Raw genomic sequence first — 14386 nt, forward strand, 5'->3', positions numbered from 1 at the left:
CGCATCCGTAACTTACCAAGCAATCGCTTGGTTCGGTATGGGGCGGTCCCGATCGGCCCCGAACGGTCCGAGAGATCCCGACGGTGGCGCACCGAAGAATCTTGGCGGAGAACGGTTTTCGCCGGTGGACTAGTAGAGGACCGGGACGGCCCGCTCGGCCTCGGCCGACCCGAGGCGCAGCGCACGGTGTGCCGGCTACGCCGCCAGGTGTACCAGCAGCAGCCGGCAGCTGCGCCGGATGTCGGTTTCGGTCCCCTCGAGGGTGGCCCGGCCGTTGAGGAACGCGATGATCACGCCGTACCAGAGCATCGACAGCAGCCGCAGCACGTCGCGGTCCGCGTCGGTGGGATCGGCGATACCCGCGGCGTCGAGCACGATCTTCTGGAACTGCTCCTCGACCTTGACCGAGTCGGGCACCGCACCGGCCGCGGCCGTGCCGTTGGACTGCAGCATCGCCAACGCCAACGACGGGTGCGCGACGAGCTCACGGGTCATCTCGATCAGCGTCTCGCAGATCGCGTCCTGCACGGACAGGCCGCGATCCGGCGCCGGATCCGGCCGACGCGTTTCGAACCGCTCGAGCCGATGCAGCATCACACCCACGAACAGGTGCGTCTTCGACGGGAAATACCGGTAGAGCGTTCCGATGGCGACACCCGCCCGCTTGGCGACCTCGGTCATCTGCACGTGCGCAAGGTCGTGCTCGGTCGCGAGATGCGCAGCCGCATCGAGAATGCGTACGTGCCGCTCCCGCTGGTCCGCCGAAGACGGTTCGGCGCCGTCGCGCGCCACACCGATCCTGGGCATTGTCGATCCCCTTTCACATCCGATCGGGGTCGATTGTCCCATCGCCTCGCCTCCGGGCAGGCGTCCCGGGCAGGTTGCGGCCCGGGATGTCCGCTGAGCGAGAATCGGGCAGGGGGCGGTGACGGTCCGCCCATAGGCTCGGATCCGTGAGTGTCGCCCCGTCCGGGGCGACCCGGACCGAATCGGAGCCGAGGCACATGCACACCCAGACGCGGCCCCTGACCACCCCTAGCGAGGCGCCCTCCCCCACCGAGATGCGGCATGCGATGAGTCACTTCGCGACCGGCGTCACGATCGTGACCGGCTTGGACGACGACGGTCCGGTCGGCTTCGCGTGCCAGTCGTTCGCGTCGGTGTCGCTCGAGCCGCCGCTGGTGCTGTTCTGCGCCGACCATCGGGGCCGCGCCTGGCCGCGGATCCGCCGGACCGGCCGGTTCGCGATCAATGTGCTGCGCGAGGACCAGTCGGATCTGTGTGCCAGGTTCGGGTCGTCGCGCGGCGCCCGCTACGAGGGCCTGGACTGGGAGACGTCGCGCTGGGGCACGCCGGCACTGCCCGGGGTGCTTCTTCGCGTGCACGCCGAGGTCGACGACGTGCATGTCGCGGGTGACCACGACGTGGTGATCGGCCGGGTCGTCGAGCTCGAATGTCTCGACGACGACCGGCCGATGCTGTTCTACCGTGGAGCGTTCGGGGTCGGCGGCTGACGGAAGGTCGGCTCAGCGCACGCCCGCGGCGAGGAGGTCGCGGGCGTCGGCGCGACCGTCCAGGACACGCGCGATGCGCAGCTTCACCTGCCACCGGCCGTCCCCGCGCACTAGTTCCCACCGGTTCGCGGTGACCCGAGCTACGCGGAAACCCTTGTCGGTGTTGAGGATCAGCTGCGAATGGCAGGTGACGACCGCAGTGTCACCGTCGACCCGGATGTTCAGCGGATCCATCAGGTGGCCGCAGCCGCCGTGGATGAACCGCTGGTGCGCTTCGGAACGCACCATCGCCGTGATCTCGTCACGGCCACGGTACGCACCCGAATCGACCTCGTACACACCGTCCTCGGTCCACAGCGCGCCGACCGCCTCGGCCGAGCCGCTGTCGACGGCCGGACCGTAGGTGGTGACGAGCTGCTGGATCGCGAGGGTGTCCTCGAGCAGTTCGACTCGCCGCGCAAGTTTTTCGACGAGTTCAGCCTGATCGGTCACCTCGGTCCCTACGATCGCGCGCTCGGCGGCGCGAACGCGGCGAGGGGCTCGGAACCGGACCAGTCGTGGCCCCAGTAGCTGTCGGCGGTGATCTCCTCGGCGGTGTAGAACGTCTCGTCGACGAGCATGCCTTCGGTACCGAACTCGATGTCCCAGCCACCCGGAGCCCGGACGTAGAACGAGACCATCTTGTCGTTCGTGTGGCGGCCGAGCGTCGAGGAGATCGAGAAGCCCAGGGCCCGGACCCGATCCAGAGCCTGCCCGACCGCGTCGAGGGAGTCGACCTCGAGCATCAGGTGCACCAGCCCGGGCAGCTCGGTCGGCGGCGCAGGGCACAGCGCGAGGCTGTGATGGCGGCGGTTGACACCGAGGAACCGCACGCGGCGCACGGGCGGCGGCGCCGACGGCCCGCCGACGCGGATCGCACCGCGCGGCAGGAAGCCGAGAACATCGGTGTAGAAGTCGTAGACCTTGTCGAACTGCGCGCTCGGCAGCACGACGTGGCCGAGCCCTTCCTCACCGGTGTGGAACCGGCCCGCGAACGGGGTCACGACCGGGCTGTGGTCGAGCACCGGCCCGAAGAACACCTCGACGCGGGTTCCGCCCGGATCGTCGAACGCGATGACCTGCTCGGCGTCGCGGTACGTCGACTCCTCTTCCGACAGCACCTCGACGGCGATACCGGCCTTCTCCACGGCCTCGCGTACCCGCGCGAGCGCGAACTGGTCGCGGACCTCCCAGCCGACGGCCAGGGCCCTGTCCGTATCGCCGGGCAGCACGATCAGGCGCGCACGGCGCTCGTCGATCCGCAGGTACAGCCCGTCCGTTTCCGGCCCGGAGCCGACCGCCAGGCCGAGCCCGTCGACGACGAGTTCACGCCACCGCGCGATGTCTGTGGTCTGGATCCTGAGATAGCCCAGTCCCCGAATGTCCGTCATGTTCGATAGTCCTTGGTGAGAAGTGGTTTCGGGCCGTCAGATCATCGAGCGCATCATGCCCTGCGGCTCTTCACCGAGCTGGGTCAGCGTGGCCGCGTGGAAGATCGAGCCGGGCACGTGGATGGCGTGGCTCAGGCCTGCGTGGGCGTCACGCCAGAACCGCTGCAACGGGTTGGTCAGCTGCAACGCACCGCCGCCGGCCCGCGCGAAGATCTCGTCGACCGCGCGCACCGCACGCCAGGCCGCGGCCGTCTGGGTGCGCCGGCCGATGGCGCGCATCTCGAACGTGACCTCCTGCCCCTTCTCGGTCATGTCCCAGAAGCGGTCGACGGTCTCGAGGATCGCGGCACGGGACGCGGCGATCTCGGCGGCCGCGTCACCGAGCGCGGACAGCACGTACGGGTCCTGCTTGATCGCGGTGCCGGACACCGTCACCCGCGACCGCTGCGTCTCGATGTAGCAGTTGAGGGCGCCTTCGGCGATGCCGATCAGCGACGAGGTGATACCGAGCGGGAAGATGCACGAGAACGGGAAGCGGTAGAGCGTCTCGTCCCGGCCGGCGTCCTGCCATGCGACACCGCCCATGACGCGTTCGGCGGACAGGGTCCGGTACTCGGGCAGGAAGGCGTTCTCGATGACGAGATCCTTCGAGCCGGTGCCGCGCAGGCCCACGACGTTCCAGCTGTCCTGATCGATGCGGTAGTCGGAGCGCGGCACGAGCACGTGCAGCGACTTCGGCGGGTTGAGCCGATTGCCGTCCTTGTCGCCGACCGCGGCGCCGATCATGACCCAGTCGCAATGGTCGGTTCCGGACGAGAAGGACCAGCGGCCGTTGAGGATGTAGCCGCCGTCGACGGGGGTGGCCACGCCCATCGGTGCGTACGGCGAGGCGATCCAGGTGTCCGGATCGTTGCCCCAGACCTCGTTCTGCGCCTTGGGATCGAAGAACGCCATCTCCCAGGGGTGCACACCGACGATGCCGGAGACCCAGCCGGTGGCGCCGTCCATGGCTCCGAGAGCCATCGCGGTCTCGGCGAATTCACGCGGGTGCGCTTCGAGGCCACCGAACTCGGCGGGCTGGAGCATCCGGATGACCCCGGAATCGCGCAGTCGCTTGGCACTGCGATCGGTCAGGCGCATGAGCTTGTCGCCTTCGGCGCCGTCGGCGCGGATCTCGTCCGCGAACGGTGTGATGGAGTCGAGAACCTGTCCCATGATCTACCGGCTTTCTGGTGTGGTGCCCGGGTTCACCCAGGCGGACGTCCGGTGGAAGTCGCGCCCGCCGAGCGGGATCGGTGAGGGGTGAGCGTGTTCGCTCACGCGTCCTTGCGGTTGAGGAAGGCCAGGACGGCGTCGAGCCACGCGTCGCGGGCCTCGATCATCGTCCAGTGCCCGCAGTTCGGGAACACGTGCAGCTCGCCGTTGCGCAGTTCGCGCATGGGGAGCATTGCCATGTCGACGGGGCTCACGCGGTCGTCGCGGCCCCACGTGATGAGCGTCGGCGCGGTAATCTTGCCGAGCTGCGCCCAGTAGGGGGTCTCGGTGGACGCGAGCGCGGCGCGGGCACCGGCCTCGAACGCGGCCGTGCTGTACATGCGGCGTGCGATCTCGAGGGTCTTCGGTTCGGTGGCGAGTTCCCAGCGCTCCTGGATCAATTCGTCGGTGACGATCGCGGGGTCGTACACCATCGAGCGGAGCCAGCGAACGAGCTTCTCACGCGTCGGGTCGTCGGTGAACTCCATCAGGAGGCGGATACCTTCACCGGGCGACGGCGCGAACACCGAGCGTCCGGCGCCACCGATCGTGACGAGCTTGTGCACGCGGTCGGGTTCGGCGATGGCGAACTGGGTGCCGACGATGCCGCCCATCGAGTTGCCGATGATCGACACCCGGTCGAGGCCGAGGGCGTCGAGGAAGTCGGTGACCGCGAAGCGGGCCATCACCATGGGGTGGCCCTCGCACGGGTCGCTGACGCCGAATCCGGGGAATTCGAGGACGAGGCAGCGGAAGTGCTCGGCGAGGTCGGCGAGCACCCCGCGGTAGTTCCGCCAGCCGGTCACGCCCGGGCCGGAGCCGTGCAGCAGGAGCAGGGGCGGCCCGTCGCCGGCTTCGTGGTATCGGAGGACACCACGGTCGGTCGTGATGGACTTCGCGGTCTCCTCGTAGCTGAGTTCCGTCGTCATGATCGGTACATTCCCAGCGCTGCCCGTACCGTGCGCGCAGGCTCCCGGTGAACGGGACCGGTCCCTACGCCCATGCCCCGGCATCGTCCGCGACCAGCTGCGCGGCCGTGTCCGGCACCGCGAAGGATGCGGAATCGTCGGCGAGACGGCGGCCACGACGCGGCGCCCCCAACTCGGGGTAGAGCATGCGCGAGATGTCGCGGGCGGCGTCCGCGACGAGCGGCGCGATGCGCTCGAGGTGGCCGGGCCGTGCCGGGCCGCACAGCGAGATGCCCGCGACCGGGCCCTGCGGGCTGCGGACGGGTGCACCGACGCATGCCATGCCGGCCATCGCCTCGCCCGTTTCGAACGCGAGCCCGTGACGCTGCCGGATACGGCCCAGTTCGCGGTGCAGCACCGCGAGGTCGGAGATGGTGCGGTCGGTGCGGCGCGACAGTCCGGCGCCGTACAGCGCGTCCACCTGTTCCGGCTGCAGGCCCGCCAGGATCGCCTTGCCGCACGCGGTCGCGTGGGCGGCGACGCGTCCGCCGACGCGGGAGGTCAGGGTGGCGGCGAGCTGCCCGCCGACCTTGTCGAGGTAGACGATCTCGCCGCGGTCCAGGACCGCGAGATGCGCCACCATCCCGGTCTGCAGGTGCAGCTCGTGGAGCACCTGGGCAGCGGCCTCGCGGATGCGCCCGTGGCCGTTGTCACCGGCGCCGAGGGACTTGGCGCGGCGGCCGAGGCAGTAACCGAACGACGCGTGGTCGACCCATTCGAGCCGGACCATCTGGTCGAGGATGCGGTGGACGGTGGAGCGGGGAAGCCCGGTACGGCAGGCCACTTCTTCGAGGGTGAGCCGGGAGGAGGCGTTGTCGAAGGCGTCGAGGATGAGTGTCATACGCTCGACCATGGATGCCGGAAGTTCGCGCTGCGGCGCCGCGGCCCGCGTCGATTCCGGTTCGGACATGAATTCGCTTGCAGCATTTCCGGATTCGAACATTGGCGTTACCTCCTCCAACCCCTCGATGTGGGGGCAACCCGAGGGACTGAAATTCATTCTTGTGATCGACGCAACAAGTATCACCGATCGGTGCCCGATACACAACATCCCACTGAGCAGGAAGGTCCGGGGCCCCGCCCCGATCGGGCCGGGTACAACGGTCGGAAAGGGACGATCACGCGCTCCACACCCACGCCACCGGCCGCCGGCGACGCGGGGCGCGCCGGGTTCGGTACGAGGGGTCCGATCGCATGTACATAGGTGTCACATCTCCCGTGGTCATCGACCATCCCGACTCCCGGGTCGAGTGGGAACGCCACGCCGGCATCGACGAGCTGGCGCGCGTCGCCGAGGCCGCCGACCGGCTCGGCTACCACCACGTCACGTGCAGCGAACACGTCGCCGTCCCCTCCCGGATCGCCGCCGAGCGCGGCGGGGTGTACTGGGATCCGCTCGCGACCTTCGGCTACCTTGCGGCCCGCACCCACCGGATCAGGCTCAACACCCGCGTGCTCGTGCTCGGCTACCACCATCCCCTCGAGATCGCCAAGCGCTACGGCACCCTCGACGCGATCAGCGGCGGTCGCCTGGTGCTCGGGCTCGGCGTCGGCAGCCTGGAAGAGGAGTTCGCACTGCTCGGCGCGTCCTTCGCGGACCGGGGCGCCCGCGCCGACGAAGCACTCCTCGCCCTGCGTGCCGGACTGTCGAACCCGAACCCGGAGTTCCACGGCACCTTCTACGACTACGCGGACGTCGAGGTGCGGCCACATGCGGTCCAGCCGCGGGTGCCGTTCTGGATCGGCGGGCGCACCGCACGGTCGCTGCGGCGCGCCGTCACGCTCGGTGACGGCTGGCTGCCCTTCGGTCTCACCGTGCAGCAGATCGACGAGATGCTGCGCCGAGTGGATCTGCCGGCCGGTTTCGACGTCGTCCTCGACGCCGGTCGTCTCCTCGATCCGCTCGGTGACCGCGATGCGGCCCTGCGCGCCCTCGACCGCCGCCGCGCGATCGGCGCCACCGTCGTGAGTGCCGGCATCGTGTCCACCGGCGCCGACCACTATTGCGATCAGCTCTCCGCGCTGCACGAGTACGCCGGCGAAGCCGGGGTGACCTTCGAATCCTCTCCTCCGAAAACCCCTTCCGATATCGACGAAAGTTCCCGGTAACGCATGACGAAAACCCTGTCCCCGCTCTTCCGTCCGCTGTCGGTGCGTTCGCTCGAGCTGCCCAACCGGATCGTGATGTCGCCGATGACCCGGTCGCACTCCCCCGGCGGCATGCCGGGAGCCGATGTCGCCGAGTACTACCGGCGGCGTGCGGCCGGCGGCACCGGCCTGATCGTCACCGAGGGCGTCGCGATCGACCACCCGACGGCCGTCGACAACCCCCGGGTCCCGCGGATGCACGGCGACGAAGCCCTGGACGGCTGGCGGCGCGTCGTCGACGCCGTCCACGCCGAGGGTGGACGGATCGTTCCGCAGCTGTGGCATGTCGGTCCACTGTGGGGAGCGATGACCAGCAAGGTGGACCCGGCGCTGACGCCGATGCGCCCGTCGGGCCTGTGGGGCGAGCCCGGTGTCACCGCCTACTCGGACGAGTACGTCGAGCAGGCGTCGCAGCCGTGCCGGCCGATGACCGCCGACGACATCGCCGATGTCGTCGACGCGTACGCGCGGGCCGCCCGTGCCGCGCTCGACGTCGGATTCGACGGGATCGCGCTGCACGGCGGCCACGGATACCTGCTCGATGCGTTCCTGTGGGCGAGCACCAACCGGCGCGACGACGAATGGGGCGGCGACCTGGAGCGGCGCACTCGCTTCCCGGCAGCGGTGGTCGCGGCGATCCGCGCGGAGATCGGCGAGGACGCCCCGATCTTCTTCCGGTTCTCGCAGCACAAGCAGCAGGACTACACCGCGCGGATCGCGGAGACCCCGGAGGAACTGGGCACGATCCTGGGTGCCCTGGCCGACGCGGGAGTCGACGTGTTCGACGCCAGCATTCGCCGATTCGACGTCGCCGCGTTCGATGGCAGCGACCTCTCGCTCGCGGGGTGGGCCAAGAAACTCACCGGCGCGCTGTCGATGGCCGTCGGCAGTGTAGGGATCGCGACCACGTTGCGGGAGACTCGGCTCGGCGCGGCCGCACCGTCCCGCGACAACATTCCCGAACTCGAACGCCGGCTCGCGGCCGGCGAGTTCGATCTCGCCGCGATCGGCCGGTTGCATCTCGCCGATCCGCAGCTCGCGGCGACCCTGCGGGCCGGTGGCCCGCTGCCCGAATTCGACCGCGGCGTACACGAGCTCACGCTCACCTGAGTCCAGCACCCGTGCGCGTTTCCGGTAGCTCCGGCTACCGGAAACGCGCACGGGCACCGGGTCGTCAGTCGGCGGTCCGTCGCGGGATCATCGCCGTCAGGACGATGGCGACGACCGTGCAGATCACGATCATGGCGCCGACCAGGTTGAGCCCGGTGACGGTCATCGCACCGCCGGCGGTGACGGTCGCGGCGAGGATCATCGTCGCGAGCGACGTGCCGACACCTTGACCCGCCATCCGCAGCACCGTCTGGGTTCCGGTGGTCTCACTGGTGTTGCGTTCCGGCACGGATTCGACGATGAGGTTGGGCAACGCGGTGTACGCGAACGCCGTCGCGATCGACACCACGACGACCATCGCGGTCATCGCGAGTTCCGAGCTGTGGGCGGTCAGCATCACGACCACACCCACGACGAACAGCACGCTGCCGAGCAGCATGGACGTGCGTGCTCCGACGGCAGCGGCGATACGGCCGCTGATCGGCGTGCACGCGAACCCGAACAGGGACCCGATGAACGAGAGCCACCCGGCGTACGTCGCGGACAGGCCGAGGCCGAACGAACCTGTCGTCGGGGATTGCATCACGATCGGGATGATCATGGTCACCACACCGAGCGGGCCCATCGCGATGGCGAGTGTCGCGAGCATCGTCAGGGTGAACTTGCGATCGGCGAACAGCCGCACGCTGATGAGCGGGTTCGCGACCTTCAGTTCCCAGCGCACGAGCAGCACGAGCCCGGCGAGTCCACCGATCACGAGGGCGAGGAAACGCGGATCGGTCCAGCCCCACGCGCCCACCTTGTTGATGCCGAGCAGTACCGCGGCGACCGACGCGGCGAAGATGACGGCGCCGATGTAGTCGATCGGCTCCTTGGTTCCCTTCGGGGCGCGCCACGGCAGGACGAACAGCACGAGCAGCAGAGAGAACAGCGAGTATCCGGCGGCGACCACGAAGATCATGTGCCAGCTCGCGTAGTCGATGAGCAACCCCGCGACGAGCAGCGAGGCGGCACCGGCGGTGACCGCGGTACCGGAGATCAACGCGACGGCAACGGGAACACGCGCGGCCGGAAGGTGTTCCCGCGCCAGCCCGATGCACAACGGCAGGATCGCGCCGGCGACACCCTGGATGGTTCGGCCGACGATGATGCTGCCGAGGCTGTCGCCCAGGGCGCTGACGAGCGAGCCGAGGGCGGCGAGGGCGAGCAGGACGACGAGCACGCGTTCGCGGCCGTACATGTCGCCCAGCCGGCCGCATGCGGCCGCGGATGCCGCGGCCACGAGCAGGAACGCCGTGACGGCCCAGCCAACGGTGGTGGCGTCACTGTCGAAATCTTCGATGAGCGTGGGGATCGCCGCATACATCATCGAAGTTTCGAAGGCACTGATGATCTCGACGGCGATCAGTACCGCCACGATCACCCAGACGGGACGTTGGCGGGCATAACGCCCCTTGACGGGCGGATCGGGATCCAGGTGGTCGACTCGGGTCGCATCGGAGGTCACAGATTCGATTCCAGACGTTCAGCGCACCACGTAGCGCGGTACGCGGGGGGAAGGAAATGGACGAGGGCCGGCACACTCTGGGCCGGCAACCGTGTCCCACACCACTTTCCCGTCTCGAATGTGTCTGCCCCGTCCAAGGTCTCGCTCAGCGGGAACTCGAAGAAGAAGGCGCCCACGGTATGTCCGTGGACGCCTTCGTCGTTGCACCTTCACCCGTGAGTGCCGCGGCGAGCGAAGCCGCCGCGGCACTTCTCGGCCGATGCCTCAGCGGTTGAGCAGGGCGCGCATCGCCTCGGCCGCACCGCGAACCATCGCGTCGCGGGGGAATCCGCTGCGCTTGATCGCGGCCTTGTAGTTGCCGCCCGCGACCCACACGGGCCCGTCGGCCAGATGCTCGAGACCTTCGCGCGCGACATCCTCGGGCTCGGACACGAGCATGCCCGGTACATCGAAGTTCAGTCCGGCGCGTTCCATCGCGGGCGTACGGGTGACACCGAGGACCAGCTCGAGGACATCGACGCCGTGCGGCGCGAGTTCGAGCCACAGGCTTTCCGCGAACACCCGGCTGAACGCCTTCGATGCCGCGTAGATGCTCTGGTGTTCCGAACCCATGTACCCGGCGAGGGATCCGAGCAGCATGATCCCGCCGCGACCCATGTCCTTCATTCGCGCCCCGAACAGGTGCGCGAGCTCGATCTGCCGGTGCACGTTCAGGTCGATGACTCCCCGGAAGCCGTCGAGGTCACCGGTGACGAATTCGTGGCCGTAGCTGTTCGCTCCGGCGTTGAAGATGAAGAGCCCGACCTCGAGATCCGCGGTGGCCGTGCGGATCTGCTCGACCGCATCGTCGACGAGCAGATCCAGTGCGAGCGTGCGCACCTCGACACCGTGCTCGCGTACCGCGGAAGCGGTGTCCTCGAGCGGTCCCGGCTTGCGTGCGATCAGCAGCAGATCGAATCCGGCGCGACCGAGTTCGTCGGCGAAGGCCGCGCCGACTCCCTCGGAACCACCGGCGATCACCGCCCACTTGCCGTAGCGAGCACTGTCGATCTGCAGGGTTTCGGTCATCACTCGTCCTTCGAAAACTGTCGGTACGCGAACTGGAATCGGAACTACTGGAGGATCGGACCTGGGACGGGCGCGTCGTCGAGAACCTCGACCAGCCCCTCGGCGGCGGCGCGGGTCAGGCTGGCCTCCATCGCCGAGCACGTGATCACCGGTGCACCCGGCCGCCGCCCCGGTCCGGACGCGCTGCCGAACTCACGGCAGCGGCTGCGCGCCTCGGCGCTCCACTGGACCTCGGTGTGTTCCCAGCTGTTCTTCTGCACCAGCACCTGCGCCTGGCATTCACTGCACCGAAGTGGCTGCATTCTTGCCCGCCTCCGCTGCGCTTGCCGCCCTGGCTGCGAGGTTCTCATCGACTTCCTTCATCCACGCCGCGACCGGGCGCGTGGTGTCCATCTCGAATTCGAAGCGGTCGGTCATCTCGGGCTTGACGTCCGCGACATCGACGTAGAACTGCTCGTACCACCGGCGCAGCTGGTAGACGGGACCGTCCTCCTCGCACAGCAGCGGGTTCTCGATCCGGGTCTTGTTCTTCCAGATCTCGATGTCCTGCTCGAAGCCGCGCGCGATGAAGTCACCGAACTTCTGCGCCGTCTCGAGAGCGGCTTCGCCTTCGAGCTGGGGCGACTTCTTGACGATCATGCCGTACATGAGCACGAACTTGTCGGCCGACACCGGGTAGTGGCAGTTCAGCAGCACCGATTCGATGTCGTAGCCCTCGTACTGGTACTTCAGATCGTCGATCATGAACGACGGGCCGAAGTACGACGCCTCCGACCGGCTGCCCAGCATCTTCGGCTGTCCCTCGGTGTTCGGGCGCATGTCGTCGCGTGCCTTGCCGTTCATGACCTGCGTCGCGACATGCCCTTCGAAGACGTTCTTGAAGAACGTCGGGAACGAGTAGTGCACGTAGAAGAAGTGCGCCATGTCGACGATGTTGTCGATGATCTCGCGGCAGTTGGTGTCGACCTCGGTGGTGTACCAGACCCAGTCCGTCCAGTCGTCACTGGTGGCGCCCTCGATACGGGGGATCGCGACCTCCGCCGGCGGCTGGTTGCCTTCGGGGTCGTGCCAGACGAACAGCAGACCGTCCTGGTCGAGGGTGGGCCACGCCCGGGTCCTTGCGAGCGGCGGAACACGGCGGGCATAGGGGATGTTCGTGCACTTGCCCTTGCCGCCCCACCGCCAGTCGTGGAACGGGCACGCGATGTCGTCGCCCTTGATCGTTCCCTGGCTGAGATCGCCGCCCATGTGCCGGCAGTACCCGTCGAGGATCTTGATCTCTCCGGCGGAATCGGCCCACACCACGAGCTTGGTGCCGAACGCCTCGATGGAGTGCGGCTTCCCGTCGCGGAAGCTGTCCGTCAGTCCGAGGCAGTGCCAGCCGCGGGCGAAGCGGGTGGGGGCGGTACCGGTGACGATCTCGCGGATGTCGGAAGTACCGGAGGTTTCCAAGCTCACGGCCGGCCGTCCTTTCGGTGGTGAGGGTCGGTGGGATCGAAAGCGCTACTGGGTTTTACGTGTTCAACCATTGTCACGGTAGGTGAGCCGGACAACAGCCGAATCGTCGGTCTCACTCGGTGGGACCCCCGAGAGCGTGCTCAGGACACCGGCGCCGGGAGCAACGCCGCGCGACCGTTCGCGGTGAATTCACGCTCGATGTCGGCGCGCATCGACTCGTCGAGCAGCACGTACTCGGTGGTGCGTGCCACACGCACGTAGACCGGGTCGCCGGTGTGCCACGCGACCGCGCGCAGCGGCGCCTTGTCGATCTTGTTGCTGCCGGTGAGCGGGATGTGGTCGGTGACCCGCACGAACCGCGGCCACCACTTGTCACCCATGTCCGGTTGTGCGGCGAGGTCGCGGCCGAACGCTTCGGGGTCGAAGACGGCACCGGCGTCCATCTCGACGGCGCACATCACCTGGTCGCCGGTCGTCGGGTCCGGCACCGCGAACACCGGCGCCGACAGCACGCCGGGCAGCCGCTGCAGGATCCGCTCGACGGGCGCCGCCGCGAAGTTCTCGCTGTCCACCCGCAGCCAGTCCGACGACCGGCCCGCGAAGTAGAAGTACCCGTCCTCGTCGCGGTAGCCGAGGTCGCCGGTCCAGAAGTCCTCGCCGCGGATCCGGTCCGCGACCGCACCAGGGTTCTTGTAGTACCCCTCGAACGACGCGGCCGCGCCGATCGCGACGATCTGTCCGACGGCCTCGGGGTTCAGCAGCCGGCCGGTCGGGTCGAAGCGCCCGCGGGGACATTCGAGGCCGGTGTTCTCGTCGAGGATGCGCGCCTCGGAACCGCCGGCGGCGACACCCAGCGACCCGGTCGGGGTGTCCGGTGTGCGGTTGATGCGCAGGACCCCTTCGCTCGAGCCGTAGCCCTCGATCACGGTGCAGCCGAACCTCTCGGAGAACCGCGCCACGTCCACTTCGGACGCTTCGGTGCCGAAGGCCACCTCGAGGGTGCCGGTCCGGTCACGGGGATCTTCGGGCCGGTTCAGCACGTACGACAGGGCGCGGCCGACGTAGTTGACGAAGGTCGCGCCGAAGCGGTGGATGTCCTCGGAGAACCGGCTCGCGGAGAACTTGCGGATGAGGCCGACGGTCGCGCCCACCCGCATCGCGGTCCCGAGGTTGAGCATGACCGCGTTGCCGTGGAACAACGGCATGCACAGGTAGGCGACGGAGTCGCGGCGCATATGGGTGCGTTCGACGAGCACGTCGACGAGCCGTCCGAGACGGCCCTGGGTGACGATCACCGCCTTCGGCCTGCCCGTCGATCCGGAGCTGAACAGCAACAGCGCGATGTCGTCACCCGCGGGAACGGTGTCCGGGAGGGCTGCGCCGCGGTAGGGCTCGAGGAACCGCTCGTAGCCGGGCGTGTCGATGTCGACGATGCGGTCGGCGGCAAGTCCGTGGTCGGTGCCGACGACGAGATGCGCCAGCCGTGACTCGGTGACGAGCAGGTCGATGTCGGCCTGGCGGATGTCGTCGGCGATCTCCGGCCCGCTGCGGCTGGCGTTGATCCCCACGACCACGGCTCCGGCGAGGGCACCCGCTCCGATCCAGAACACGAAATCGGGCACGTTCTCGAGGAGCACACCGATGTGACGCTGACGACCGTGCGGCGGTGGCACGGCCGCCACCAGCGCTGCGGCGCGGTCCGCGCTGTGCTGCACGACCTCGTCCCAGGTCCATTGCCGGTCCTCGAACCGCACTCCGATCTTGTCGTCGCCCTTGCGAGCACGCACGACCTCGGCGAACGTCTGCACTGCCACCTCCGAATCGTTGCGGACGCCCGCGTGCGGACATCCCGGACAAGCACGTTAGGAGGGGCCACCCGCCGCATCTGTGCAGGTCCCACTCACCGGTACATTCGGATGGCGGCGCGGT

The 14386-nt window shown here is 68.6% G+C and carries 14 protein-coding genes; 3 read left to right on the forward strand and 11 right to left on the reverse strand.

What is annotated here, in order from left to right:
• Window positions 1-195: 195 nt before the first annotated feature.
• Window positions 196-807, reverse strand: a complete 612-nt coding sequence (locus tag A8G15_RS03510) for a TetR/AcrR family transcriptional regulator (RefSeq protein ID WP_068155372.1) — start codon at window positions 805-807, stop codon at window positions 196-198.
• A gap of 197 nt (window positions 808-1004) precedes the next feature.
• On the opposite strand from A8G15_RS03510, the gene A8G15_RS03515 reads away from it, so the two are divergent.
• Window positions 1005-1514: a flavin reductase family protein gene (locus A8G15_RS03515; RefSeq protein ID WP_068155375.1), complete on the forward strand. Its 510-nt coding sequence runs from the start codon at window positions 1005-1007 to the stop codon at window positions 1512-1514.
• Window positions 1515-1526: 12 nt separating this feature from the next.
• Here the strand turns inward: A8G15_RS03515 and A8G15_RS03520 are convergent, their stop codons facing one another.
• From A8G15_RS03520 to A8G15_RS03540, 5 genes are all read right to left on the reverse strand, one after another.
• Window positions 1527-2006, reverse strand: coding sequence for a nuclear transport factor 2 family protein (locus A8G15_RS03520; protein WP_068155376.1), 480 nt, complete (start codon window positions 2004-2006; stop codon window positions 1527-1529).
• 8 nt (window positions 2007-2014) lie between these two features.
• Window positions 2015-2944 (reverse strand): biphenyl-2,3-diol 1,2-dioxygenase, encoded by a 930-nt coding sequence (gene bphC / locus A8G15_RS03525; RefSeq protein WP_068155378.1) that lies wholly within the window; start codon window positions 2942-2944, stop codon window positions 2015-2017.
• A gap of 36 nt (window positions 2945-2980) precedes the next feature.
• Complete coding sequence (locus tag A8G15_RS03530) at window positions 2981-4159, reverse strand: acyl-CoA dehydrogenase family protein (protein ID WP_068155380.1); 1179 nt, start codon at window positions 4157-4159, stop codon at window positions 2981-2983.
• Between the two features lie 101 nt (window positions 4160-4260).
• The gene (locus A8G15_RS03535; protein WP_068155382.1) at window positions 4261-5127 is read right to left on the reverse strand and encodes an alpha/beta fold hydrolase; all 867 of its coding nucleotides are present in this window, start codon (window positions 5125-5127) and stop codon (window positions 4261-4263) included.
• A gap of 64 nt (window positions 5128-5191) precedes the next feature.
• Entirely contained in the window at window positions 5192-6076 is an 885-nt protein-coding gene (locus tag A8G15_RS03540) for an IclR family transcriptional regulator (RefSeq protein WP_068155664.1), read from the reverse strand.
• A 284-nt stretch (window positions 6077-6360) separates the two neighbouring features.
• Here A8G15_RS03540 and A8G15_RS03545 point away from each other — a divergent pair, with 284 nt between their 5' ends.
• A complete protein-coding gene (locus A8G15_RS03545; protein ID WP_068155384.1) occupies window positions 6361-7275 on the forward strand; it encodes an LLM class F420-dependent oxidoreductase in 915 nt (304 codons plus the stop codon).
• Window positions 7276-7278: 3 nt separating this feature from the next.
• Window positions 7279-8424: an oxidoreductase gene (locus tag A8G15_RS03550; protein ID WP_068155386.1), complete on the forward strand. Its 1146-nt coding sequence runs from the start codon at window positions 7279-7281 to the stop codon at window positions 8422-8424.
• A 64-nt stretch (window positions 8425-8488) separates the two neighbouring features.
• Here A8G15_RS03550 and A8G15_RS03555 read toward each other — a convergent pair whose 3' ends face one another.
• The 5 genes from A8G15_RS03555 to A8G15_RS03580 form a co-directional block, all read right to left on the reverse strand.
• Window positions 8489-9847: an MFS transporter gene (locus A8G15_RS03555; RefSeq protein ID WP_068155667.1), complete on the reverse strand. Its 1359-nt coding sequence runs from the start codon at window positions 9845-9847 to the stop codon at window positions 8489-8491.
• Between the two features lie 348 nt (window positions 9848-10195).
• On the reverse strand, window positions 10196-10999 hold the full coding sequence (locus A8G15_RS03565; RefSeq protein WP_068155390.1) for an SDR family NAD(P)-dependent oxidoreductase: 804 nt from the start codon (window positions 10997-10999) through the stop codon (window positions 10196-10198).
• 44 nt (window positions 11000-11043) lie between these two features.
• Window positions 11044-11301 (reverse strand): hypothetical protein, encoded by a 258-nt coding sequence (locus A8G15_RS03570; RefSeq protein ID WP_068155391.1) that lies wholly within the window; start codon window positions 11299-11301, stop codon window positions 11044-11046.
• A complete protein-coding gene (locus tag A8G15_RS03575; RefSeq protein WP_068155393.1) occupies window positions 11279-12457 on the reverse strand; it encodes a 3-ketosteroid-9-alpha-monooxygenase, oxygenase component in 1179 nt (392 codons plus the stop codon). Before A8G15_RS03575 ends, A8G15_RS03570 begins: the two co-directional genes overlap by 23 nt.
• Before the next feature lie 140 nt (window positions 12458-12597).
• Window positions 12598-14271: an AMP-binding protein gene (locus A8G15_RS03580; RefSeq protein ID WP_245687692.1), complete on the reverse strand. Its 1674-nt coding sequence runs from the start codon at window positions 14269-14271 to the stop codon at window positions 12598-12600.
• Window positions 14272-14386 lie beyond the last annotated feature (115 nt).

Source organism: Rhodococcus phenolicus, assembly GCF_001646785.1.
Classification (GTDB): domain Bacteria; phylum Actinomycetota; class Actinomycetes; order Mycobacteriales; family Mycobacteriaceae; genus Rhodococcus; species Rhodococcus phenolicus.

Coding starts and splice junctions, on each gene's coding strand:
- A8G15_RS03535 (WP_068155382.1), bottom strand. CDS start 5,127: ATGACGACGGAACTCAGCTACGAGGAGACCGCGAAGTCCATCACGACC.
- A8G15_RS03570 (WP_068155391.1), bottom strand. CDS start 11,301: ATGCAGCCACTTCGGTGCAGTGAATGCCAGGCGCAGGTGCTGGTGCAG.
- A8G15_RS03510 (WP_068155372.1), bottom strand. CDS start 807: ATGCCCAGGATCGGTGTGGCGCGCGACGGCGCCGAACCGTCTTCGGCG.
- A8G15_RS03565 (WP_068155390.1), bottom strand. CDS start 10,999: ATGACCGAAACCCTGCAGATCGACAGTGCTCGCTACGGCAAGTGGGCG.
- A8G15_RS03540 (WP_068155664.1), bottom strand. CDS start 6,076: ATGTCCGAACCGGAATCGACGCGGGCCGCGGCGCCGCAGCGCGAACTT.
- A8G15_RS03545 (WP_068155384.1), top strand. CDS start 6,361: ATGTACATAGGTGTCACATCTCCCGTGGTCATCGACCATCCCGACTCC.
- A8G15_RS03515 (WP_068155375.1), top strand. CDS start 1,005: ATGCACACCCAGACGCGGCCCCTGACCACCCCTAGCGAGGCGCCCTCC.
- A8G15_RS03550 (WP_068155386.1), top strand. CDS start 7,279: ATGACGAAAACCCTGTCCCCGCTCTTCCGTCCGCTGTCGGTGCGTTCG.
- bphC (WP_068155378.1), bottom strand. CDS start 2,944: ATGACGGACATTCGGGGACTGGGCTATCTCAGGATCCAGACCACAGAC.
- A8G15_RS03530 (WP_068155380.1), bottom strand. CDS start 4,159: ATGGGACAGGTTCTCGACTCCATCACACCGTTCGCGGACGAGATCCGC.